The following is a 22,674-nucleotide window of genomic DNA, read 5'->3' as shown; positions in this document are numbered from 1 at the left end:
TATATTTTTAATTTATTTCAATATTCGTAGAAAAAATATATGAAAAAATTTGTTGGTTTTATTGGTTGGAGAGGTATGGTTGGTTCAGTTTTAATACAAAGATTAATTGAAGAAAATAATTTTGGTAAAATTAATCCTATTTTTTTTTCAACATCTCAAGTAGGTGAAAAAAGTCCAATTATAAAAGGAATATCTCGTAGTTATTTAAAAAATGCATATGATATTCAAGATTTAAAAAAAATGCACATTATTTTAACGTGTCAAGGTGCAGAATATACTAATATTGTTTATCAAAAATTGCGATCGACTGGATGGAAGGGGTATTGGCTAGATTCATCTTCTTATTTAAGAATGAATAGTAATTCTGTGATTGTATTAGATCCAATTAATATTGATTTAATTCATTCAGCAATACGTTCAGGGGTTAAAACATTTGTCGGCGGAAATTGCACTGTTAGTTTAATGTTGATGGCTTTAGGTGGTTTATTTTCTAGAAATTTAATAGAATGGATTAATTTTTCTACTTATCAAGCTGCTTCTGGTGCTGGTGCAAATTATATTATGGAATTGTTAAAGCAAATGGGTTTTTTATATAATGAAGTTTCTATTCCTTTAAATCAATCATCTAATTCTGTATTAAATATTGAGAAAAAAATTTCACAGTTATCAACCAGTGATCAATTTCCTAAAAAATATTTTTTAGCTCCTTTGGCCGGTAATGTACTACCATGGATTGATGTTATTACAGAAAGTGGTCAAACTAAAGAGGAGCGAAAAGTTTCAGAAGAAGCTAATAAAATTTTAAATTCAAAAGTATTTATTCCAATTGATGGAGTATGTGTTAGAGTAGGTGCTTTTAGATGTCATAGTCAATCTTTTTTAATTAAATTAACAGAAGATATATCTTGTGTTGATATTATAAATATTATTCAAAATCATAACTCTTGGATTAAGATTATTCCAAATAATTTTAAAGATACTATTAACTCGTTAACTCCTTTTTCCGTTACAGGGACATTAGATATCGCTGTAGGTAGAATTAGGAAATTAAATTTTGGTTCTAAATATTTATCTATTTTTACTGTAGGAGATCAATTGTTATGGGGAGCGGCTGAACCAATACGTAGAATGCTGATGATATTATTAAAATAAATTAAATAATTTTATAATAATTTTCTTTATATACGATGAAGCATTTCTTCCTTTTTTTTTTGAATTAAGAATTGATAAGGTTTTGTTTTTATATATTTTTTTATCAATTTATAATTCATAAAATTACAAAATAGTGGTATATCCCATGTAGTAGAAATATCGTTTGATATTATTAGTACAATTTCTGGAAATTGAATATATTTTATATTTTTTTTTAAATATATCATGGTATCTGGACATCTAAAACTTGTTAGATTTAATATTTTTATTAGCATATTTATTGTATATAAGGTTAGTTATTATATAAATTATTTTTATTAATATATTTTTCTACTTTCCAGTGAACTAACTTTGAAATATGTTTCTTTTGTTTTTTTAAATTTCTAATTTGTGTACTAGAAATATTAATATTAGGAATATTAGAAAAAAATATACATCCCGATGAATATCGATGTAAATTATAATAATTCTGGATTTTATACTGATTTATCCAATCATTCAGAATATGATGTTGATTTAAAATTATTTGATTTGTTTTTCTAGGACAAATGATTATATGACAGATTTTTAAAAAACTTTCCCAATCATGCCAAGTATAAAATGTATTTAAATTATCTTCTCCGATAATGAATCCTAATGAGATATTATTATTTATTTTTTTTTTAATTTTTTTTAATGTTTGTATAGTATAGGAAATTTGATTATTTTTTAATTCTATTGGATCAATTATAAATAATTTATTATTAGAAGTAGATAATTTAATCATGTTAAATCTATCTTGATTTGATGCCTTAGGTAATTTTTTATGCGGTGGAATATTGTTTGGTATAATTATAATTTTTTTAATTTTAATTTCATTTGATAATAGTATGCAAGATATTAAATGTCCATAATGAAATGGATCAAATGTTCCTCCAAATACAGCGTATAATAATTTCATGTTTTAAAATATCATAATTAATGTTTGTAAATTGATCCAAATGAATTCGTTATTATATGTTTTTAAATTGATTTCTATTTTGGTTAGTATATTTATAATATCATATATTTTTTTTTTATTAAATGTATAATTTGATTGCTTGATTAAATTAACAATTTTTTTTTCTATATAATATTCTGGGGTATTTTTTAAATAGTTTTTGTATGTATTTTTTTTATAAATTTTTAATAAAATAAATATAATTTGTTTTATATGTTTAGTTAAATTTAATATGTTTATTTTTTTTTTTTTAAAATAATTTAATATTTTTAATGTTTCAATTTTGTTTTTATATAATAATGATTTAATCCAATCTATCATGTTAAATTTTGAAACATCTTCAATCATACTTGTGATTTTTTTATGTGTTATCGGATAATTTGGGTGATTAATTAAGTTTAAATTATTTAAAAATTTTGATAAAATTAATAAGTTATTTTTATGATATTCCAATAATAGATAAAGTGTTTTTTCTGTTATATATAAATTAATTTTTTTTAATTTTTTAATTATCCATTCTTTAATTTTTGTTTGATTCATTTTTTCTATTGGAATTACAATAGAATTGTATTTATTAAAATTTTTTATAAAAAATTCAAGAATATTTTCGGGATTATATTTAGTAAATTTAAATATTGATATAATTGCTTGATTATTTATTTTTAATATTTTTTTAATATTAAATATTATATTTTTATTAAAGATTTTTTCTTGTATATCTAAGACTAATATTTTTTTTAAAAAAAATAAATTTTTTTGATAATATTCAAACAACACTTTTTCCCAATCGTTATTTAAAAATATTTTAATTTTTATGATGTTTAAATATTCTTTTTTATTAAAAAATGAGGTTATGTTTCTTTCTATTTTTTCTGTTATGAAGAATTCTTTTCCTATAATAAAATAAGAGAAATATTGATTTTGTAATAATATTTTTTTTAATTCATTTTGTTTAATATTGATCATTTTATTTTAAATAATTAAATTAATTAATTTGTTTTGAATATAAATAATTCTTTGAACTGTATTTATTTTTAATATTTTTTTAGTTTTAATGTTTGTTTTTAATATATTTAAAATATTTTCTTTTGAATTATTATATTTAGTTTTTATAATATCTTTTTTTTTTCCATTAATTTGCACTATAATATTTATATATTCTTTGAGAATATATTTTTCATTATATTTAGGCCATTCTTGAAAATCAATTGTTTTTTCATTATTAAGTTCTTTCCATAAGGAAAAACTAATATGAGGAGTGAATGGATATAACATTTTAATAATATTATTTAATGCTTCTTTAATAAAATTATAATTACATTGGTTGTTTTTTTGATAATTTATGATACTATTTGTGAATTTCATTATTTCTGATATTGCAGTATTAAAAGATTGTCTTATTTTAATATTATGATCAACTTTTTTAATTGTATTGTTCAATTCCGATTGAAGTTTTTTAATTAAAATGGAATTATTTGGAATAATGTTTTTTTCTTTAATATTGTATTTTGTTTCATAAGATATATTCCAAATTTTTTGTAAGAATCTATACATTCCTTTTACACCTGCTTCATTCCATTCTAATTCCGTTTCTACTGGAGCAGCGAACATGATAAACAATCTAATTGTATCTGCTCCGTATTTTTTAATCATTAATTCGGGTTCAACTCCATTTTTTTTAGATTTTGACATCTTAATCATTCCAGCATGGATAATTTTTTTTCCATGAATTGTTTGAATATTTTTCGTTTCTCCTTGTTGATTTTTTTGAATTTTTAATTCTTTATATGAAATCCATGTTTTTTGATTTTTTTTATTAATATAATAAAATGCATCAGAAAGTACCATACCCTGACAGAGTAGTTTTTTTACTGGTTCTTTACATGATACTAGATTAAGATCGTATAATAATTTATGATAAAATCTGAAATATATTAAATGCATAATAGCATGTTCAATACCTCCTATATATTGATCAATAGGAAGCCAATAGTTTGCTGCTTTTTGATCTAACATTTTTGTTTTTAAATGTGGAGAAGTATATCGAATATAATACCACGATGACTCCATAAATGTATCAAATGTATCAGTTTCTTTTATAAAATGTTCATTCTTGATTTTAATTTTAGACCAATTTTTGTAAATATTTTTAATATTTTTTAAATCATCCATATTATTAATTTTAGGCAAAATGATTGGTAGTTTTTCATTAGGGATGGGAAGAATTTTTCCATATTGATTTTTCATCATTGGTATAGGTGCTCCCCAATATCTTTGTCTTGATATACTCCAATCTTTCAATTTAAAGTTATTTTTTTTTTGAATGATTTTTTTTTGATTTAATATTTTAAATATTTTATTTGATGCTTCTTGTTCATTTAAACCATTAAATATTCCAGAATTACATAAAATACCTTTATTGTTTTCAGAGAAATGATGTATATTAAATTGGTTTGGTTGATAGCATGAAATAACATTTTTAATGTTAATCTGATATTTTTTAGCACACTGCCAATCATACTTATTATGTCCTGGTATTGAAAGTCTACTATCTGTATTATATTCTATTGATGTATAATTTGTTATCCAAATCGGAAGTAATTCATTTGTAATAGGGTGAATAGCATATTTTTCAATTTTTTTTCCAACAATATTTATGTTGTTTTTATCTAAATAAAAATAGTTTTTTTTGTAAAGTGTTTGGAGAAAATGTTTTATTGTTTCATTTGTTTGAGATATTTCTTGAGATAAAGTATGTTCAGGAGAAATTGCAATGAATGTTACTCCCATAATAAGGTGTAATTGATTAGTATAAATTTTAATTATTTCTTTTGTATTTAATATATTTAAAGATATTTCAAATCCTGAAGATTTTCCGATCCAATTTTCTTGCATTTTTATAATTTTTTTTGGCCATTGTGTTAATAACTTTAAATCTTTTAATAATTTTTCAGCATAGTTAGTAATTCTAATAAACCATTGAGGGATATGTTTTAAGATAATATCCGACTGACATCTCCAGCATTGACCATTAATTACTTGTTCATTCGCTAAAACTGTTTTATCTTGCGGGCACCAGTTAACCAATGATTTTTTTTTATAGACCATATTTTTTTGATATATTTTATTAAAAAACCACTGTTCCCATTGGTAGTACTCTGGATCACAGGTTTTAATTTCTCGACTCCAATCATAACTAAATCCTAATCTTTGAAGTTGTTTTTTCATAAAATTTATATTTTTTTCTGTCCATTTTGATGGTATCAGATGATTTTTCAATGCAGCTTCTTCTGCAGGTAATCCAAATGCATCCCATCCGATTGGATGTAAAACATTTTTTCCTAACATTCTTTGAAATCGAGCAATTACATCACTAATTGTATAGTTTCTTACATGTCCCATGTGTAATTTTCCGGATGGGTACGGTAGCATTGCTAGGCAATAATATTTTTTTTTTTTTGAATCTTCGAACACTTGAAATGTATTTTTTATTTTCCAGTATTCTTGTACTTTTTTTTCTATATTCTGTGGGTCGTATTGTTTTTTCATATTTAATTTTTCATTAAAAATGTTTGAATATTTTTTATTCAATCATAGGTGATATTAATTTGATTAGGAGTAATTACTTTTAATTTTATAATTTTACTATTATTTTTCATATATATTTTAAAACGATATCCTGAGATTATTATTTCTTCTCCTATTTTAGGAAGATATTGAAATTTTTGAATAATATAACCTCCAATAGTATCTACTGTTGTATCGTTTAGATTTGACTTAAAAATTTTATTAAATATCTTAATTGGAGTAAGAGCTCCTATAATAAATGTAGATTGATTAATTTTATGAATATCAATTTCTTGTTTATTATCATATTCGTCTTCAATATCTCCGACAATCAGTTCTAAAATATCTTCAATAGTTACTAATCCTGAAACGTATCCAAACTCGTTAATTACTATCGCCATATGATATCGATTTATTCTAAATTCTTTAAGCATACTATCTACATATTTACTTTCAGGAACGATAATTGGAGGTCTTAAAATGTTTTTCATACAAAATAATTCAGATGATTTTGTGATAAAAGGTAATAAATCTTTTGCCATTAGAAATCCCTGGACATAATTATTATCATTACTCATTACTGGAAATCTAGAATGAGCAGATTTTATAATAATATCTAAGCATTTATTAAAAGAAAAATTTGATTGTATAGTAATCATATTTGTTCGAGGTATCATAATTTCTTGTATAGTTTGTTTAGCAATATCCATTACTCCTTCTAGCATATTACAGGTAGTTTCATCAATTAATTCATGTTGCTCTGAATTTCGGATTAATTCTATTAATTCTTCTCGGTTTTTTGGTTTTTCTTGAAATAATTTTTTGATTAATATTGAAAAAAAACCTTGTTCTTTTTTTTTATTATTTTTTTTTTTATTTTTTTTATTCATATCTTTATTGTATTTCCTTACATACTATTATATTTTTATATCAATATTTTTTAAATTTACAATTTTTATATCAAATATGGATCATTATATCCTAAATTTATCATTGCTTTAATTTCGATTTTTTCCATTATACTTGATGTATTTAAATTATTATGATTATATCCCAATAAGTGTAATGTTCCATGTATAATTATGTGCGCCCAATGCACATCTATTGTTTTATTTTGTAAAATTGCTTCTTTTTTTATAATGCTTGCACAGATTACAAGATCTCCTAATATCTTAGATTTGATATGTTTTGGTGAATCAAAAGGAAAAGATAGTATATTAGTTGATTGATTTTTATTTCGATATAGAAAATTTAATTTTTTAATTTTTGAAATATTTACAATACGAATTGTAATTTCGCATTTTTTTTTAATAATTGATTTTATCCAAGTTTTAATTTTTTTTTTTTTAGGAATATGGTTTTCTTTATGACATTTAATTTGTAGATTTAATTTAATTTTTCTCATATTTTTAATATTTTTTTAAAACTATTGTATTTTACATAGATATTAATATATTGATGAAATAATTTATTTATTTTTTAATTATTTTTATAATATTTATAAATAATTATTGGATATATTTTCCTATTAATAAATTATTTTTTATTTCTGTTATATATACTGTAGCAATTTTTCCTAAATTTTTTTTTTCCCCTTCAAAAATCACAGTTCTATTGTTTTCTGTTCTTCCAGATAAAATATTTTTATCTTTATCAAAATATTTTTCTATTAGTATATTTTGTTTTGTTTGTAACATTTTTTTACTCCAATATAGTGTTTGTTTTTTAATTTGTTTTTGTAAAATCTGCAATCTATTTTTTTTTTCATTAATATTAATGTTATCTGATAATTTGGATGCTGGTGTTCCAGGTCTTGGGGAATATATAAAGCTAAAACTTGTATCAAAATTAATTTTAGAGATAATTTCCATAGTTTTTTGAAAATCACTCTCTGTTTCGCCCGGAAAACCTACAATAAAATCTGAACTAATTTGTATATTTGGTCTAGCTTTTTTTAATTTTTTTATAATTTCTTCATATTCTTGAACTGAATATGATCGCTTCATTAATCTTAAAATTCTATTAGATCCGCTTTGTATAGGTAAATGCAAAAAACTGACTACCTTAGGTGTGTTATAATAAATTTCAATAATATCATCTGTAAAGTGCATGGGATTGCTGGTAATAAATCTAATACGTTCAATATTATTAATGTATGAAATATTTTTTAATAATTTTGAAAACGTGTATTTTTCATGACTTGTATATTTATCGCAGTATGAATTAACATTTTGTCCTAATAAGATAATTTCTTTAATTCCGTTTTTTGCTAATAATGAAACTTCATTAATTATTTGATTATACGGTCTACTGATTTCTTTTCCTCTAGTATAAGGTACAATACAAAAAGAACAATATTTATTACATCCCTCCATGATGGATACTGAAGCTGAATAATTTATATTTTTTGATATATAAATTTTTTTAAATTTTTCTATTTTAGGAAAACTAATATCTATAATAGATTGTTTTTCTTTAATTTTTTGATTAATCATATCTGGTAGTCGGTGCAGTGTTTGAGTACCAAAAATAATATCTACATATTTTGCTCTATTTAAAATTTTTTTTCCTTCTTGAACTGCTACACAACCACCTACTGCAATAATTGTATCAGGATTTTTTAATTTTATATATTTCCATCTTCCCAATTGGTGAAATAATTTTTCTTGAGCTTTTTCTCGAATGGAGCAAGTATTTAAAATTAAAATATTAGCTTCGTAATAATCTTGAGTAATAATGTATTTTTTTTTATCTGTTAATATATTTTTGATCATCAATGAATCATACTCGTTCATTTGACAACCCCATGTTTTTATATAAACTTTTTTATGTTTTTTTTGCATATTTTTTTTATACATTAGATAAAATTAATCATTTTTTTTATTTTTTATTGTAAATTACATTTCATATTGATTTTTAACATTAATTTAATTAAGGTTTTTATAATTATTTTTTAATATAATTATATTTATAATACCAGTGATACACATTATTATAGAAAATATTTGTCCCATGCTAAAAACATTCCAAAATAATCCAATTTGTATATCTGGTTCTCGAAATAATTCGTTTAAAAATCTTAATAAACTATAATTTATTATAAACATGCTTGATATGAAACCTTTTAAATAATATTTTTTTTGATATTTATTCATGATTAAAAATAATATTATTCCTTCCAATATCATTGCATATATTTGGGAAGGGTGTCTAGGTAAATTATGATACTTTATAAATAGAACTTGATATTTTTGATTTTCAAAAATAAAGATTAAATCTTCTAATTTCGATTTTTTAAACAATATAGAAATCGGAGCATATGTAGTAACTTTCCCCCATAATTCTTCATTAATGAAGTTTCCAATTCTTCCTATACCTAAACTTATTGGTGCTATTACAGATAGAACATCAGAAATTTCAAAAAAATTTTTTTTTATTTTTTTTGAAGATACAAATATTGAAATAATTATTCCAATTAATCCTCCATGAAATGACATTCCTCCATTCCAAATTTGAAATATGTATAATGTATTTTGTAAGACATGTGTATTGTGATAAAAAAAACAATATCCCAGACGACCACCAATAACCGCTCCAATAAAACTGTTATATATTAATGTTTCAATATCTTGATTGTTCCATTTGTTATTTTTGATTGTTTTAATATATTTTTTTCCATACCATATTGATATAATTAGACCTATAATATATGTAATTCCATACCAATATATGCATATAAATCCGATTGAAATTAATATAGGTTTTATTTGAGGGAAATATATTATCATATTTTTTATTTTAAATAATTTATAAAAATATGGAATAATTTAATAAGTGTCTATTTCTAATTGTAATAATTCTGTAATTGTTTGTTTTCTTCTAATTATTTTAGGAAGATTATTTTCAATTAATATTTCTGGTATAAGCGGTCTTGTATTATAGTTTGATGACATTGATGAACCGTATGCCCCAGTATTATGAAAAATTATATAGTCTCCGATTTTTATTTCTGGTAGATCTCTTTCTTCTATTTCTCCTTGTTGATTTTGAGTAAAAATATCTCCTGATTCACATATTGGACCTCCGATAATAGTTTTCATAGTTCTAGTATAATCTAGTATTCTATTATCTGCTGTTATGATAGAGATTTGGTGATAACTACCATACATTACTGGTCGCATTAAATCATTAAATCCTGCATCAATTAAAATAAATTTTTTATTTTTTGTTGTTTTAGATACATATACTTTTGTAATTAAAATACCTGATTCTGCTGTTATAAATCTTCCAGGTTCAATTTCTAATTTAATATTATTTCCAAAATAATTTGATATTTTTTTACGAGTTTTATTCCATAATGAAAAATAATTATTAATATCAATTGGGGATTCTTTTTCTTTATAGGGAACAGGTAATCCTCCACCAGCTGAAATAGTTTGAATATTTTGATTCAATAATATGGCACATGACTCCATTGCGGAACAAACTTTTTTTAGGTGATAATAATCTACTCCGGATCCAATATGCATATGTAAACCTACTAGATGAAGTTTGTATTTTTTAATTACTGGTAATGCTAATTCTGGATTCCATATTCCATGTTTACTATTTTCTCCCCCAGTATTTGTTTTATTGTTATGTCCATGTCCGAATTTCGGATTAATACGTATCCAAACTCTATGACCGGGTGATTTTTTACCGAGTTGTTCTAACATATCGATTGATCCTGCATTTACTGTAATGTTTAAATCAATGATTTTTTTTAATGTTTCTTTATCAAAGATATCTGCAGTAAAAATGATTTCATCTTTTTCGGGTTTGTATCCTGCAAGTAATGCTCTTTCTATTTCGCCTAATGAAACAGCATCAATTTGTACATTTAATTTATTTAATAGCCGCAATATATGAATATTGGAGCATGATTTTTGAGCGAAACGAATAATATCAAATTTTCTTAATGTATTTATTTTTTGATTAATAGTTTTTGCATTATACACCCAGATTGGACTGCCATATTGTTTGACAAGTGATAAGATTTGTCTATTATTAAAAGATGTTTGTATTTTTTTTGGTTGGTTCATATTTTCCTCGGCGATAAATAATTTGTAATATTTTTATAATAAATTTAAACAGGTCGTAATGTTGGAAATAAAATTACATCACGTATATTTTTTTGATTAGTAATAAGCATAATTAATCTATCAATTCCTATGCCTAGTCCAGATGTAGGTGGTAAACCGTATTCCATGGCAATAATATATTCTTTATCATAAAACGTTTTTTCCTCTTGGGGATTATAATGCTTTTCGTTTTGTTTTAAAAATCTTGACTTTTGTTCTTCTGGATCGTTTAATTCGGAAAATCCATTTCCTATCTCCATACCGCCAATAAATAATTCAAATCTATCAGCAATATTTTTATATTGATTATTTCTTTTTGCTAACGGAGAAACTTCGATTGGATATTCTGTAATAAATGTTGGTTGGATAATTTTTTTTTCTGTGGTAACTTCAAATATTTTTGTAGTAATTTTCCCTATACTCCATGTTTTTTGAATCTTTATATCATATTGTAATGCAATGTTTTGAATTTTTTTTAATTCTTTTAAATCTGATTCATGGATATTGGGATTAAAATGAATTATGGATTCTTTCATAGTAAATATTTTAAAGGGTTTATAGAAATTAATTAAATATTTATGATATTTAATATTGTAGGATCCTAGGGTTGTTTTTATAATTACCTTTAATAATTTTTCTGTAAATTCCATTAAGTCTTTGTAATTTGAATAAGCCATATATAATTCCATCATGGTAAATTCTGGATTATGTTTTGACGATATTCCCTCATTTCTGAAGTTTCGATTAATTTCGTATATTTTTTTAAATCCTCCAATAATTAATCTTTTTAGGTATAATTCGGGAGATATTCTTAAATACATTTTTGTATTTAAACTATTGTGATACGTAATAAAAGGACGGGCTGTAGCTCCTCCTGGAATATTTTGCATCATAGGGGTTTCAACTTCTATAAAATTGTATTTTTCCATAAAATTTCTAATAATAGTTAATATTTTTGATCTTTTTTGAAAAATTTTAATTGAGTTTTTATTGGTTATTAAGTCAAGGTATCTTCTTCGATATCGCATTTCTTTATCTAATAGACCATGAAATTTATTCGGCAGAGGTCTTAATGATTTTGATAGTAAATAAATTTTTTCGCAATATATGGATAGTTCATTCGTTTTAGTTTTAAATAATACACCCTGAACGCCTAGAATGTCACCAAGATCCCATTTTTTAAATTTATTTTGATAAATTTCTAAAGATATTTTTTTTTCTGTTACGTAAATCTGTATTTCTTCATTCATATCTTTTAATGTAATAAAAGATGCTTTACCCATAATGCGTTGTTTCATCATTCTTCCTGCTATTTGAATCTCGATTTTTTTTTCATGAAGTTCTGTATTGCTTTTATCAGTATATTTTTTATTGATATAATTTATATTGGTATTTGGTTTAAAATTATTTGGGAAATTAAATCCCTGTTTACGAATTTGATTGAGTTTTTTATTTCTCATTTCATATTCATTACATGTATTAGTATGATTTTCATTGATGTTATTTTTATGTGACATTTTTATAATCCTATTTTTAAACTTGTTTGAATAAAAATATCTAATTCTCCATTTAATACTGATTGAATATTATGTGTTTCAATTCCAGTTCTCAGATCTTTAATGCGAGATTGGTCAAGGACATAGGATCTAATTTGGTTCCCCCATCGAATAGAAGATTTATTATTTTCGATAATTTTTTTTTCTTGATTTTTTTTTTTTATTTCTAAATTATATAGTTTTGCTCTCATTTGTTTCATTGCTTGTTCTTTATTTTTATGCTGAGAACGTTCATTTTGACATTGTGTGACTGTTAATGTAGGTAAATGAGTAATTCGCACTGCAGATTCTGTTCGATTAACATGTTGTCCTCCTGCTCCAGATGATCGATATACATCGATCCTTAGATCAGCAGGGTTAATATTAATTTTAATTGTATTATCTATTTCTGGGTATACAAATGCTGAACTGAATGAAGTATGTCGTCGACTACCAGAATTAAATGGACTTTTTCGAATTAATCTATGAATACCGGTTTCTGTCCTTAGCCAACCGAATGCATATTTTCCAATAACTTTTATTGTTGCGGATTTAATACCTGCAATTTCTCCGTATGATTCTTGCATAATTTTTACTTTAAATTTTTTTTTATCTAGCCATTTTAAGTACATTCTTAATAGAATTTGTGACCAGTCTTGAGCGTCTATACCTCCCGAACCAGATTGTATATCAAGATAACAATTACAATAATCATATTTCCCTAAAAATATGTGATGAATTTCAATTTTTTTAATTTTATTGTTAATAATATCTAATTCTCTTTTAATATCTAAAAGTATAGTGGTATCTTTAAATTGTATTGATAGTTTAATTAACTCTTTGATTTCTATGATTTTTTTTTTAATATTTTTAATTTTTATAATTATTAAACTTAATGTTTTTTTTTCATCTTGTATTTTTTTAATATCTTTTTTATTTAATCTATTTTTTGTGTAATTTAATGTTATATTAATTTCATTAATTCTTTCTTTTGTTTTTTTATATTGTATACTTTTTCGGAAGTTTTGAATTTTTTTAATCAGTCTTTTTGTATATTCAATTAATATATCTATTGTCATTGAATTATCCTTTAGCCTTATACATATTTTATTTTACTATTATGTATTTATTTTTTAATATAGATCATATTTTATCTATGCTAAAGTACTTAATTAATTTCTATAATATTATTTTTTTTAAATATATAATAAAATTATATTTTTTACGAAAATAATTAGAATATGAAGAAAAATAATATTTCTCATTTAATCTGTTCGTTAACTCATGTTAATGATTATTCTTTAGTATTTATATCTGGCTCGGATAGTAAAATGTGTTTACAAAACCAGCTTACTATTAATATGGATTTTTTAAAAATTGACTCTCACGTTTTATGTGCGCATTGTAATCATCACGGAAAGGTATTAAGTGTATTACGGTTGTTTCATTATCAAAATGGATATATTTATATTCAAAAAAAAAGTATTTCTAATGATCAAATTAAAGAACTTAAAAAATATACTATTTTTTATGATATTCAAATTATTACATTATCTAATTATTTTTTATTCGGAATATCTGGTTTAAATGCTCGACGTATATTATCTGTATTTTTTTCAGATTTACCTAATATGTGTAAACCAGTTATTTTTATTCGTGAGTTTATATTATTATGGTTTCAGGATCCAGAAGAACGTTTTTTATTAATCGCACAAGACCTGGATCTTATCAATCTAAAAAAAAATATGTTGAGTACATTTTTTATAATTGAAGATAATACATGGAATGTTTTAGATATTGCTGCAGGTATTCCTTATATTACAAAAAAAACATCTCAAAAATTTCTTCCTCAAGAGATCAATTTGGATTTGTTTCATGGTATCGATTATCAAAAAGGTTGTTATCTTGGTCAAGAAATTATATCTCGTGTATATTTTAAGCGAATTAAAACTCGAAAGTTACATACTTTATTAGGTATTTCAAATATTACACCAAGTATTTTTTCAGCTATTGAAATGAATGATGGTATTTTATGGAAAAAAGTAGGTTTTGTATTTTTTGTTTTACGTTTAAAAGATCATTTTTTTTTCATTCAATGTATGTTAAATAATAAAGTTCATATAAAAAATGTTTTTAGGTTATCTGTTGATCCAACAAGTAGATTTCGATTTAATTAAACATTCTTCTATATTTTTTAAAATTAATTTATTAATCTTGATTATGGGTATTTTATTTTTTTTTAATTATTATATATTATATATTGATAATATATTTATTTATCATGGGTTCTAATAAATTATGAAAAAGGGCACTGTATTTATTATTTCCGCTCCTAGCGGAGCTGGAAAATCCAGCTTGATTCGAGCAGTATTAAAAAGTAAATTTTTATTAAATATTGATAAATCTATTTCATATACTACTCGTACTATACGTCCAGGAGAATATTATGGAAAACATTATTATTTTATTTCCGTTAAACATTTTAAAAAAATGATTCAAGAAAATCAATTTTTAGAATATGCAAGGGTTTTTGGTAATTATTATGGTACATCTTATCAAATAGTTCATAAAATTTTATCTAAAGGATTTGATATATTGCTTGATATTGATTGGCAAGGTGCAATAAAAATTAAACAAATGTTTAAAAATTCAAAAAGTATTTTTATATTACCTCCTTCAAAAAAAGAATTATATTCACGATTATGCAAAAGATCTCAAGATCATCGTGATGTAATTCAACATAGAATGGAGAAAGTAATTTTGGAAATTAGTTATTATAAGAATTATGATTATTTAATTATTAATGATGATTTTGATACAGCTGTATTTGATTTAATAAAAATTGTTTCTTCTGAACGTTTATCTACTTCTATACAAAAATATAAATATTATGATTTAATTTATAATTTACTAAAAAAAACATAATTTTTGTATTTATTTTTTTCTATTTGCAATTTTTCTGTCGTTTTCAGATAAATATTTTTTTCTTAACCTAATAGATGATGGAGTAATTTCTATTAATTCGTCATCATTAATAAACCCTAAAGATTTTTCTAATGTCATATTTATAATTGGAGTAAGAGATATTGCTTCGTCTGTTCCGGATGCTCTCATATTAGTGAGTTTTTTACCGGTCAAACAATTTACAGTTAAATCGTTATTTCGGTTATGTATTCCAATTATTTGACCTTCGTAAACTTTTGTTGCATGTCCTACAAATAGTTTGCCACGATCTTGTAAATTGAAAAGGGAAAATCCTGTAGTTAATCCTGTTCCATTAGAAATTAATACACCATTTTTTCGATTATTTATATAATTTTTTTGAAAAGTATCATATTTTAAAAACGATGAATAAAAAAATCCCGTTCCAGATGTTAAATTCATAAATTGATTACGAAAACCTATCAAAGATCGACTTGGTATAATGTATTCTAATCGTACCCTGTCTTTATTATCAGGGATAATATTATTAATTTTTCCCTGTTTTTCACCCATACATTCTATAATTATTCCTTGATGACGGTTATCAATATCTATTACTACTGTTTCAAATGGTTCAGTTTTAATATTGTTGTTATATTTATAAATTACTTGTGGTCGAGATACTTCTAATTCAAATCCTTCTCTTCGCATAGTTTCGATAAGTATTGATAAGTGTAATTCCCCCCTTCCTGAAATTAAAAATGAATTACAATCATTTGTTTTTTCTATTCTCATTGCAACATTATACATGATTTCTTTTTTTAATCTTTTATAAATTTGATTTGCAGTCACGTATTTTCCTTCTTTTCCACAAAAAGGCGAAGTATTTACTGAAAATATCATTTTTACTGTTGGTTCTTCAATAATTACAGGCGGTATAATTTCTACATGATTGATATCACAGACTGTATCAGAAATTTTTAAATGATTTAAACCTGTGACTGCAATAATTTCACCAGCAATAGCATGTTCGACTTCAATTTTTTCTAAACCAAAGTATTTTAAAATTTTTCCTATTTTTCCATGTTTTATTGATTTTGATTGATTAATAATTGATACTAATTGATTACTATATATAGTACCTCTCTGAATTTTTCCAATACCGATTATTCCAAGATAATTATTATAATCTAATTGAGATATTTGAAGCTGTAATTTTCCTTTTGGATTTCCGGATGGTTTTGGCGTATATTTTACAATAGCTTCATATACTGCATTCATATTATTTTGCATGTTATTATAATCTGTACCAGATGTTCCAAGCAAGGCGGAAGTATAAACTATTGGAAAATCAAGTTGTCTATCGTTTGCATTTAAATTAATGAATAAATCGAATACTTGATCTATTACCCAATCAGGTCTAGCGTATTGGCGATCAATTTTGTTTATTATAACAATTGGATTTAGATTATATTCAAATGCTTTTTTAGTGACAAATCGTGTTTGAGGCATAGGTCCATCTAATGCATCAATGATGAGTAATACAGAATCTACCATTGATATTACCCTTTCGACTTCTCCTCCAAAATCTGCGTGTCCTGGAGTATCAATAATATTTATTCTATAATTTTTCCAATGAATAGCAGTATTTTTAGATAATATAGTAATTCCTTTTTCTTTTTCTAGTTCATTGGAATCCATAATTCGATCATTTTTTTCTTCATTTTCTTTTAATGTTCCTGATTGTTCTAATAGTTTATCAAGTAGTGTAGTTTTACCATGATCAATATGTGCAATAATTGCTATATTTCTTAATTTTTTAATCATTTTTTACCTATATTTTAACATTAAACTTGTTTCATATATTTATGTTTTATAAGATATTATAATTATTTTGAAAATTTGTATTGATTATATATTATATTTTTATATTAAATATTTTATAATATAATTATTTTAAATATATTTATATTTGATGAGATTATAATTTTATTATGTTAATTAATTATCATGCTACTCGTTTTTTAACAGGTTCAATTCATTCTAATTGTATTCATGTTAATAACAACGGTCTTGAAATTGCTCTTGTTGGTTATTCGAATTCAGGAAAATCAACTTTAATAAATTGTTTAACTAATCAAAATATGTTATCACGATTCAGTAAATATCCAGGAAGTACCAAAATGATTAATTTTTTTGAGGTAAATTCTCAATTCCGTTTAGTGGATTTACCTGGATATGGATATTCTGTAAATTATAAATTTAATAAAAATTATTTATATGATTTAATTATTAATTATATAAATCAACGCTCTTGTTTAAAAGGTTTAGTATTATTAATTGATATTCGCCGATTAATTAGACCCATTGATAATATTATTTTATCTTTATCACAAAAAAAAAAAATCCATTTACTTCTTCTCTTAACAAAATGTGATAAATTAAATAGAAATACACAAAAATTACAATTAAAATCTCTTCAAAAACAATTATGTGTTAATTTCAAACATATTGAAATTATTTTATTTTCTTCTTTTAGAAAAATAGGATTAGATCAATTATTATTAAAGATAAATACTTGGTGTAATTATTTTTTAATATAATATGATATATATATCTTTTTTAAAATATTATTTTATATTTTTTATATACTTTTGAATATCAATTATAAGATCTTGATATTTTGAATAAATATATTTTATTTGTTTATTTTTATTTAAAAAAATTAATTTTTCATATTCTTGATTTAAATTAACATTAATTTTAATTTTTGCTAATTTATATGATAAAAAAGCTTTATTTTTTCCATCTTTTACTTTTTTAAATATATTATTAATATTACGAATTGGTAAAGATAAAATTTGATTAATATTTTTATAAATTTTTATAATACATCCAATATTTAATAATAATTTAGTTGCTATTTTTTGGCCAATCCCAAAAATACCTGGTATATTATCTGTTTTATCACCCATTAAAGATAATAAATCAATTATTAATTTGGGTGGAACACCATATTTTTTTTTTATTTCTTTAGGTCCTAGGATAGTATGGTTGATATTATTAAATATTTTAACATCTTCATTCACTAATTGTGAAAAATCTTTATCCGCTGTTCCAATTAGTACATTTTCTCCTTTTTTTTGTGCTATTACAGATAATGTTCCTATTACATCATCTGCTTCAACATGAGGTATGCTTAATATTGGTATTCCTAAATCATCGATAATCTTATAAATTACTGGAATTTGTATTTTTAATTCTTTTGGAATTGGTATACGATTTTTTTTATATTCTGGAAATATCTTTTGTCTAAAGTTTTTTTTTTTTGAATCAAAAACTATAATTAATTTATGTGGTGCATATTGTATTAAAATGTTTCTAATAATTTTTAATATCCCATATATTGCTTCTGAGGTTTTGTGAGTGTTAGAGGTTAACGACATAAAACCATAATATGATTTATATAAATAATAAGAACCATCAAGTAATATTACTAGTTTTTTTTTATGCATAATGTTAAATATTTTATAAATAATTTATTTTTTTATTATTTTAAATAGATTACATATATTTACTGTTAATTATATTACTATTTTTGTATCAATGTTGAATTTAATTAAATATTTTTATTATAATACTATTAATTACATTTTTTTTATTTTAATTTTCTTAAGAAATATCATTTTTAATGATTTAATATATATTTTATATGAAATAATTTTTTTTAAATTTTAAATTAATGGAGTGATATAAATTTTATGTTCACATTATATGCATCAAAGATGATTCATGTTTGTTTGATTTATTATAGATTATTTTCTCTGTAATAGATAAAATATAATCATTAAATAATTATTGAATTTTTTATTATAATGAAAAATCAAGATATTTTAGATACATCTTCACCACTATCTTCAGATAAGAATAATATATTAAAATCTTTAATTAAAGATTTATCTTCATCACAACTTTCTTGGTTATCTGGTTATTTTTGGGCTTTAGGATCAAATCAATCAAGTGATTGTAAAACACTGAAGGATATTCATAATAATTTTCAGGTGACTATTGTATCAGCTTCACAAACTGGAAATGCTAAAGGTTTATCGGAGCTTTTATTAAAAGAGTGCATTGATAATAATATTAATGCACGTTTATTTAATGCATCTGATTATCCGATAAAAAAAATTCAAAATGAAAAGATTTTGATATGTATTGTTTCTACTCATGGTGAAGGAGAACCTCCAGAAGAAGCTATAGAGTTTTATGATTTTTTAATGTCTAATTCTTCTTTAAACATGAAAAAAACTTATTTTTCAGTTTTTGGGTTAGGAGATAAATCTTATAATCTTTTTTGTCAAGCAGCTAAAAATTTAGATAAAAAATTATTAGAATTAGGAGGGATTTCTTTATTAGAGCGCGTAGATTCTGATGTTGATTATTTTGATCAAGCAACGATTTGGAGAAAAAATTTATTAGATAAAATTAAAAATATTTTTAGTACTGTTAATCAAGATGTTTTAAATGATGATCAAAATTATTCTTTTAAAAATCAGGAAGTTATTTATAATAAGTATAATCCTGCTATTGGTATTGTAACAGTTAATCAGAAGCTTACTGGAAGGAATTCTAGTAAAGATGTTAGACATATTGAAATTATTTTTAAAGATTCTAAGATTAAATATAATCCAGGTGATGCGTTAGGTGTATGGTATGAAAATGATGATGATTTAGTAAAGGAAATTTTAAGTTTATTAAACATACAATATAATCAATTGGTACACTTTAAAAATCAACAAATGAGTATTCATGAAGTATTAAAAAAAAATTTTGAGTTAACTTTGAATACAATTGTATTTTTTAATAAATATATTCATTTTACTAAAAATACTTTTTTGCATCAAATAAAAAATGATCGTCAAAAAATTTTAAATTATGTAAATTGTACGTCTATAATAGATATGATACGGTTTTCCAAACCATGTGTCGACATTAAAGTAGATCAATTATTAGATTTTTTTAGGCCATTATCGCCTAGATTGTATTCGATTTCTTCTTCTTCTTTGGAATGTAATAATGAAATTCATATTACTGTAAAAATTATAAAATATTTTTATTTAGATAGATTGCGTTTTGGTGGTGCTTCTAAGTATTTGTCTAATTCTTTAAAGAAATATAATCAAATCCGATGTTTTGTGGTTAAAAATAATAATTTTCGGCTACCTAATGATAAAGATTCTATTATTATGGTTGCATCTGGTACCGGAATTGCTCCTTTTCGAGCTTTTATGCAAGAAAGGTCATATAATCAATCAATTGGTAAAAATTGGATATTTTTTGGAAATACAAATTTTACTGAAGATTTTTTATATCAATTAGAATGGATGCGATATTTACGTCAAGGAATATTACATAAAATAGATTTATCTTGGTCACGTGATTTTAGTAATGTAGTTTATGTTCAGGATAAAATTTTAGAAAATGGATTAGAAATTTGGAATTGGGTTAAGAATGGAGCATATATTTATATTTGTGGAGATGCAAAAAAAATGGCTGTCGATGTTGAATTGGCATTTTTAAATGTATTTTCAAGATTTGGTAATATGAATATTTTGAAGTCGAAAGAATTTTTACATAAATTACGGTCTAAACGAAGATATCAGAGAGATGTTTATTAATGACAAAAAAAAATTGTTTAAATGAAAATAAGAACTGTCAATTTACGAAAGAAGAACAATTAAAATATGCCAGTAATTATTTTAGAGGTAATATTAAACATGAATTAGAATCTCATGGAGTAACTAATGCTTTTAGTGAAGATAGTTCTTTTTTAATTCGGTTTCATGGAATGTATCAGCAGGATAATCGTGATCTTCGAAGAGAACGTTTTTTACAAAAATTAGAACCACTTTATTCCATGATGATTCGGTGTAGATTGCCTGGGGGTATTATTACTTCTAAACAATGGTTAGAAATTGATAATTACGTTAAAAATTATACATTATATGGAACAATTCGATTAACTAATCGCCAAACGTTTCAAATACATGGAATTTTAAAAAAAAATATTAAGTCTATACATAAAGTTTTATATAATATACAGTTAGATTCTATCGCAACAGCAAATGATGTTAATCGAAATGTATTATGTAGCTCTAATCCGATCGAAACTATGATTCATAAGGAAGTTTATGAATGGACTAAAAAATTATCTAATCATTTATTACCAAAAACTAATTCTTATTTTGAAATTTGGTTAGATCAGAAAAAAATATCGACTACTGAAAATGAGCCAATTTTAGGAAAAACATATTTACCTAGAAAGTTTAAAACCGCATTAGTTATTCCTCCTCATAATGATGTTGATATACATGCTAATGATATGAGTTTTATTGCTATAATACGTTCAAATAAATTAATTGGATTTAATGTATTAGTTGGGGGTGGATTATCTATTGATCATAATAATAAAAATACTTGGCCATCTCTTGCAAAAGAATTAGGTTTTATTCAATCTGATAACATATTATCTATTGCAGAATCTATTATTACTATTCAGAGGGATTGGGGTAATAGAAGTAATCGTAAAAATGCTAAAACTAGATATACTATTAATAATTTTGGATTTGATATATTTAAAAAAGAAATTGAAAAAAGAAGTTGTATTACATTTAAACAGTCATATCCATATATTTTTTTAAATAGAACTGATCAATTTGGATGGAAACAAGATATTTATGGTAATTGGAATTTAATTTTATTTATTCCAAATGGTCGGATATTTAATTCAAATAATATTTTTTTGAAAGCAGGAATATCCGAAATAGCTAAAATACACTCTAAGAAATTTATCATTACTGCGAATCAAAATTTAGTAATTGCAAATATTTCAAGCTCTGAAAAAGATAGAATTAATGATATTGCTATTAGTTACGGATTAATTCAAAAATATTCAAAAATTAGGTTAAGCGCAATGTCGTGTGTGTCTTTTCCTACTTGTCCTTTAGCTATGGCTGAAGGTGAACGAATATTACCATTTTTTTTAGATCATTTGGAGCATATTTTAATTAAATATAATATGTTTTCTGAAGATATAATTTTTCGTATTTCAGGATGTCCTAATGGATGTGGTAGATCTCTATTATCGGAGATAGGATTGATAGGGAAATCTATAAATAGATATAATTTATATCTTGGTGGTAATTATATTGGCACTAGAATTGCTAAGTTATATTTAGAGAATATTGATTCAGAAGAAATTATAAAAAATTTAGATATTTTAATTCATCGTTGGTCATCTGAAAGAAATATAAATGAAAGATTTGGCGATTTTTGTATTCGTTCTAAAATAGTAAAAGAAATTTTAAATCCTATTTCTGATTTTTGGTAAATAATTCAT

Annotated in this window: 19 protein-coding genes; 6 read left to right on the top strand and 13 right to left on the bottom strand. The window is 23.2% G+C overall.

What is annotated here, in order from left to right; all coding sequences use genetic code 11:
• The first annotated feature begins 39 nt into the window (after positions 1-39).
• Positions 40-1,152 (top strand): aspartate-semialdehyde dehydrogenase, encoded by a 1,113-nt coding sequence (gene asd / locus AB4W55_RS01585; RefSeq protein WP_367672321.1) that lies wholly within the window; start codon positions 40-42, stop codon positions 1,150-1,152.
• Positions 1,153-1,178: 26 nt separating this feature from the next.
• Here asd and AB4W55_RS01580 read toward each other — a convergent pair whose 3' ends face one another.
• From AB4W55_RS01580 to prfB, 11 genes are all read right to left on the bottom strand, one after another.
• Positions 1,179-1,427, bottom strand: coding sequence for a sulfurtransferase TusA family protein (locus AB4W55_RS01580; RefSeq protein ID WP_367672320.1), 249 nt, complete (start codon positions 1,425-1,427; stop codon positions 1,179-1,181).
• 17 nt (positions 1,428-1,444) lie between these two features.
• On the bottom strand, positions 1,445-2,092 hold the full coding sequence (gene nadD / locus AB4W55_RS01575) for a nicotinate-nucleotide adenylyltransferase (RefSeq protein WP_367672318.1): 648 nt from the start codon (positions 2,090-2,092) through the stop codon (positions 1,445-1,447).
• Between the two features lie 3 nt (positions 2,093-2,095).
• Positions 2,096-3,097, bottom strand: a complete 1,002-nt coding sequence (locus AB4W55_RS01570) for a hypothetical protein (RefSeq protein WP_367672316.1) — start codon at positions 3,095-3,097, stop codon at positions 2,096-2,098.
• Between the two features lie 6 nt (positions 3,098-3,103).
• Positions 3,104-5,680: a leucine--tRNA ligase gene (gene leuS / locus AB4W55_RS01565; protein WP_367672315.1), complete on the bottom strand. Its 2,577-nt coding sequence runs from the start codon at positions 5,678-5,680 to the stop codon at positions 3,104-3,106.
• 38 nt (positions 5,681-5,718) lie between these two features.
• Positions 5,719-6,588, bottom strand: coding sequence for a CNNM family magnesium/cobalt transport protein CorC (gene corC, locus AB4W55_RS01560; RefSeq protein ID WP_367672314.1), 870 nt, complete (start codon positions 6,586-6,588; stop codon positions 5,719-5,721).
• A 65-nt stretch (positions 6,589-6,653) separates the two neighbouring features.
• On the bottom strand, positions 6,654-7,103 hold the full coding sequence (gene ybeY / locus AB4W55_RS01555) for an rRNA maturation RNase YbeY (RefSeq protein WP_367672312.1): 450 nt from the start codon (positions 7,101-7,103) through the stop codon (positions 6,654-6,656).
• Between the two features lie 103 nt (positions 7,104-7,206).
• Complete coding sequence (gene miaB, locus AB4W55_RS01550) at positions 7,207-8,541, bottom strand: tRNA (N6-isopentenyl adenosine(37)-C2)-methylthiotransferase MiaB (RefSeq protein WP_367672310.1); 1,335 nt, start codon at positions 8,539-8,541, stop codon at positions 7,207-7,209.
• A gap of 84 nt (positions 8,542-8,625) precedes the next feature.
• Positions 8,626-9,486: a prolipoprotein diacylglyceryl transferase gene (gene lgt, locus AB4W55_RS01545; protein WP_367672308.1), complete on the bottom strand. Its 861-nt coding sequence runs from the start codon at positions 9,484-9,486 to the stop codon at positions 8,626-8,628.
• 39 nt (positions 9,487-9,525) lie between these two features.
• Positions 9,526-10,779 carry a diaminopimelate decarboxylase gene (gene lysA, locus AB4W55_RS01540; RefSeq protein ID WP_367672306.1) on the bottom strand — a complete coding sequence of 418 codons (1,254 nt, stop codon included), beginning with the start codon at positions 10,777-10,779 and terminating at the stop codon, positions 9,526-9,528.
• Between the two features lie 44 nt (positions 10,780-10,823).
• Positions 10,824-12,335, bottom strand: coding sequence for a lysine--tRNA ligase (gene lysS, locus AB4W55_RS01535; protein WP_367672304.1), 1,512 nt, complete (start codon positions 12,333-12,335; stop codon positions 10,824-10,826).
• Between the two features lie 2 nt (positions 12,336-12,337).
• Positions 12,338-13,432, bottom strand: a complete 1,095-nt coding sequence (gene prfB / locus AB4W55_RS01530; protein WP_367672303.1) for a peptide chain release factor 2 — start codon at positions 13,430-13,432, stop codon at positions 12,338-12,340.
• 162 nt (positions 13,433-13,594) lie between these two features.
• Here prfB and ygfZ point away from each other — a divergent pair, with 162 nt between their 5' ends.
• The gene (gene ygfZ, locus AB4W55_RS01525) at positions 13,595-14,530 is read left to right on the top strand and encodes a tRNA-modifying protein YgfZ (protein WP_367672301.1); all 936 of its coding nucleotides are present in this window, start codon (positions 13,595-13,597) and stop codon (positions 14,528-14,530) included.
• A gap of 121 nt (positions 14,531-14,651) precedes the next feature.
• Positions 14,652-15,278, top strand: a complete 627-nt coding sequence (gene gmk, locus AB4W55_RS01520) for a guanylate kinase (protein WP_367672300.1) — start codon at positions 14,652-14,654, stop codon at positions 15,276-15,278.
• Positions 15,279-15,287: 9 nt separating this feature from the next.
• On the opposite strand, the gene typA is transcribed toward gmk, so the two are convergent.
• Complete coding sequence (gene typA, locus AB4W55_RS01515) at positions 15,288-17,102, bottom strand: translational GTPase TypA (protein WP_367672298.1); 1,815 nt, start codon at positions 17,100-17,102, stop codon at positions 15,288-15,290.
• 167 nt (positions 17,103-17,269) lie between these two features.
• On the opposite strand from typA, the gene yihA reads away from it, so the two are divergent.
• On the top strand, positions 17,270-17,878 hold the full coding sequence (gene yihA, locus AB4W55_RS01510; protein ID WP_367672296.1) for a ribosome biogenesis GTP-binding protein YihA/YsxC: 609 nt from the start codon (positions 17,270-17,272) through the stop codon (positions 17,876-17,878).
• A 27-nt stretch (positions 17,879-17,905) separates the two neighbouring features.
• Here yihA and AB4W55_RS01505 read toward each other — a convergent pair whose 3' ends face one another.
• A complete protein-coding gene (locus AB4W55_RS01505; RefSeq protein ID WP_367672294.1) occupies positions 17,906-18,790 on the bottom strand; it encodes a 5'-3' exonuclease H3TH domain-containing protein in 885 nt (294 codons plus the stop codon).
• Between the two features lie 360 nt (positions 18,791-19,150).
• Between AB4W55_RS01505 and AB4W55_RS01500 the strand changes: the two genes are divergently transcribed.
• Positions 19,151-20,953, top strand: coding sequence for an assimilatory sulfite reductase (NADPH) flavoprotein subunit (locus AB4W55_RS01500; RefSeq protein WP_367672293.1), 1,803 nt, complete (start codon positions 19,151-19,153; stop codon positions 20,951-20,953).
• Positions 20,953-22,665, top strand: coding sequence for an assimilatory sulfite reductase (NADPH) hemoprotein subunit (gene cysI, locus AB4W55_RS01495; RefSeq protein ID WP_367672292.1), 1,713 nt, complete (start codon positions 20,953-20,955; stop codon positions 22,663-22,665). Before AB4W55_RS01500 ends, cysI begins: the two co-directional genes overlap by 1 nt.
• Positions 22,666-22,674 lie beyond the last annotated feature (9 nt).

Origin of the sequence: Buchnera aphidicola (Symydobius americanus), assembly GCF_964059135.1 — a bacterium.
GTDB classification, from domain to species: domain Bacteria; phylum Pseudomonadota; class Gammaproteobacteria; order Enterobacterales; family Enterobacteriaceae; genus Buchnera_L; species Buchnera_L aphidicola_AJ.
Note: the sequence above shows the minus strand (reverse complement) of the source record. Positions and strands in the feature narration are given on the sequence as shown.

Excerpts from the sequence above, each read along its gene's own strand:
- asd (WP_367672321.1), top strand. The coding sequence starts at position 40 with ATGAAAAAATTTGTTGGTTTTATTGGTTGGAGAGGTATGGTTGGTTCA.
- AB4W55_RS01580 (WP_367672320.1), bottom strand. The coding sequence starts at position 1,427 with ATGCTAATAAAAATATTAAATCTAACAAGTTTTAGATGTCCAGATACC.
- nadD (WP_367672318.1), bottom strand. The coding sequence starts at position 2,092 with ATGAAATTATTATACGCTGTATTTGGAGGAACATTTGATCCATTTCAT.
- AB4W55_RS01570 (WP_367672316.1), bottom strand. The coding sequence starts at position 3,097 with ATGATCAATATTAAACAAAATGAATTAAAAAAAATATTATTACAAAAT.
- leuS (WP_367672315.1), bottom strand. The coding sequence starts at position 5,680 with ATGAAAAAACAATACGACCCACAGAATATAGAAAAAAAAGTACAAGAA.
- corC (WP_367672314.1), bottom strand. The coding sequence starts at position 6,588 with ATGAATAAAAAAAATAAAAAAAAAAATAATAAAAAAAAAGAACAAGGT.
- ybeY (WP_367672312.1), bottom strand. The coding sequence starts at position 7,103 with ATGAGAAAAATTAAATTAAATCTACAAATTAAATGTCATAAAGAAAAC.
- miaB (WP_367672310.1), bottom strand. The coding sequence starts at position 8,541 with ATGCAAAAAAAACATAAAAAAGTTTATATAAAAACATGGGGTTGTCAA.
- lgt (WP_367672308.1), bottom strand. The coding sequence starts at position 9,486 with ATGATAATATATTTCCCTCAAATAAAACCTATATTAATTTCAATCGGA.
- lysA (WP_367672306.1), bottom strand. The coding sequence starts at position 10,779 with ATGAACCAACCAAAAAAAATACAAACATCTTTTAATAATAGACAAATC.
- lysS (WP_367672304.1), bottom strand. The coding sequence starts at position 12,335 with ATGTCACATAAAAATAACATCAATGAAAATCATACTAATACATGTAAT.
- prfB (WP_367672303.1), bottom strand. The coding sequence starts at position 13,432 with ATGACAATAGATATATTAATTGAATATACAAAAAGACTGATTAAAAAA.
- ygfZ (WP_367672301.1), top strand. The coding sequence starts at position 13,595 with ATGAAGAAAAATAATATTTCTCATTTAATCTGTTCGTTAACTCATGTT.
- gmk (WP_367672300.1), top strand. The coding sequence starts at position 14,652 with ATGAAAAAGGGCACTGTATTTATTATTTCCGCTCCTAGCGGAGCTGGA.
- typA (WP_367672298.1), bottom strand. The coding sequence starts at position 17,102 with ATGATTAAAAAATTAAGAAATATAGCAATTATTGCACATATTGATCAT.
- yihA (WP_367672296.1), top strand. The coding sequence starts at position 17,270 with ATGTTAATTAATTATCATGCTACTCGTTTTTTAACAGGTTCAATTCAT.
- AB4W55_RS01505 (WP_367672294.1), bottom strand. The coding sequence starts at position 18,790 with ATGCATAAAAAAAAACTAGTAATATTACTTGATGGTTCTTATTATTTA.
- AB4W55_RS01500 (WP_367672293.1), top strand. The coding sequence starts at position 19,151 with ATGAAAAATCAAGATATTTTAGATACATCTTCACCACTATCTTCAGAT.
- cysI (WP_367672292.1), top strand. The coding sequence starts at position 20,953 with ATGACAAAAAAAAATTGTTTAAATGAAAATAAGAACTGTCAATTTACG.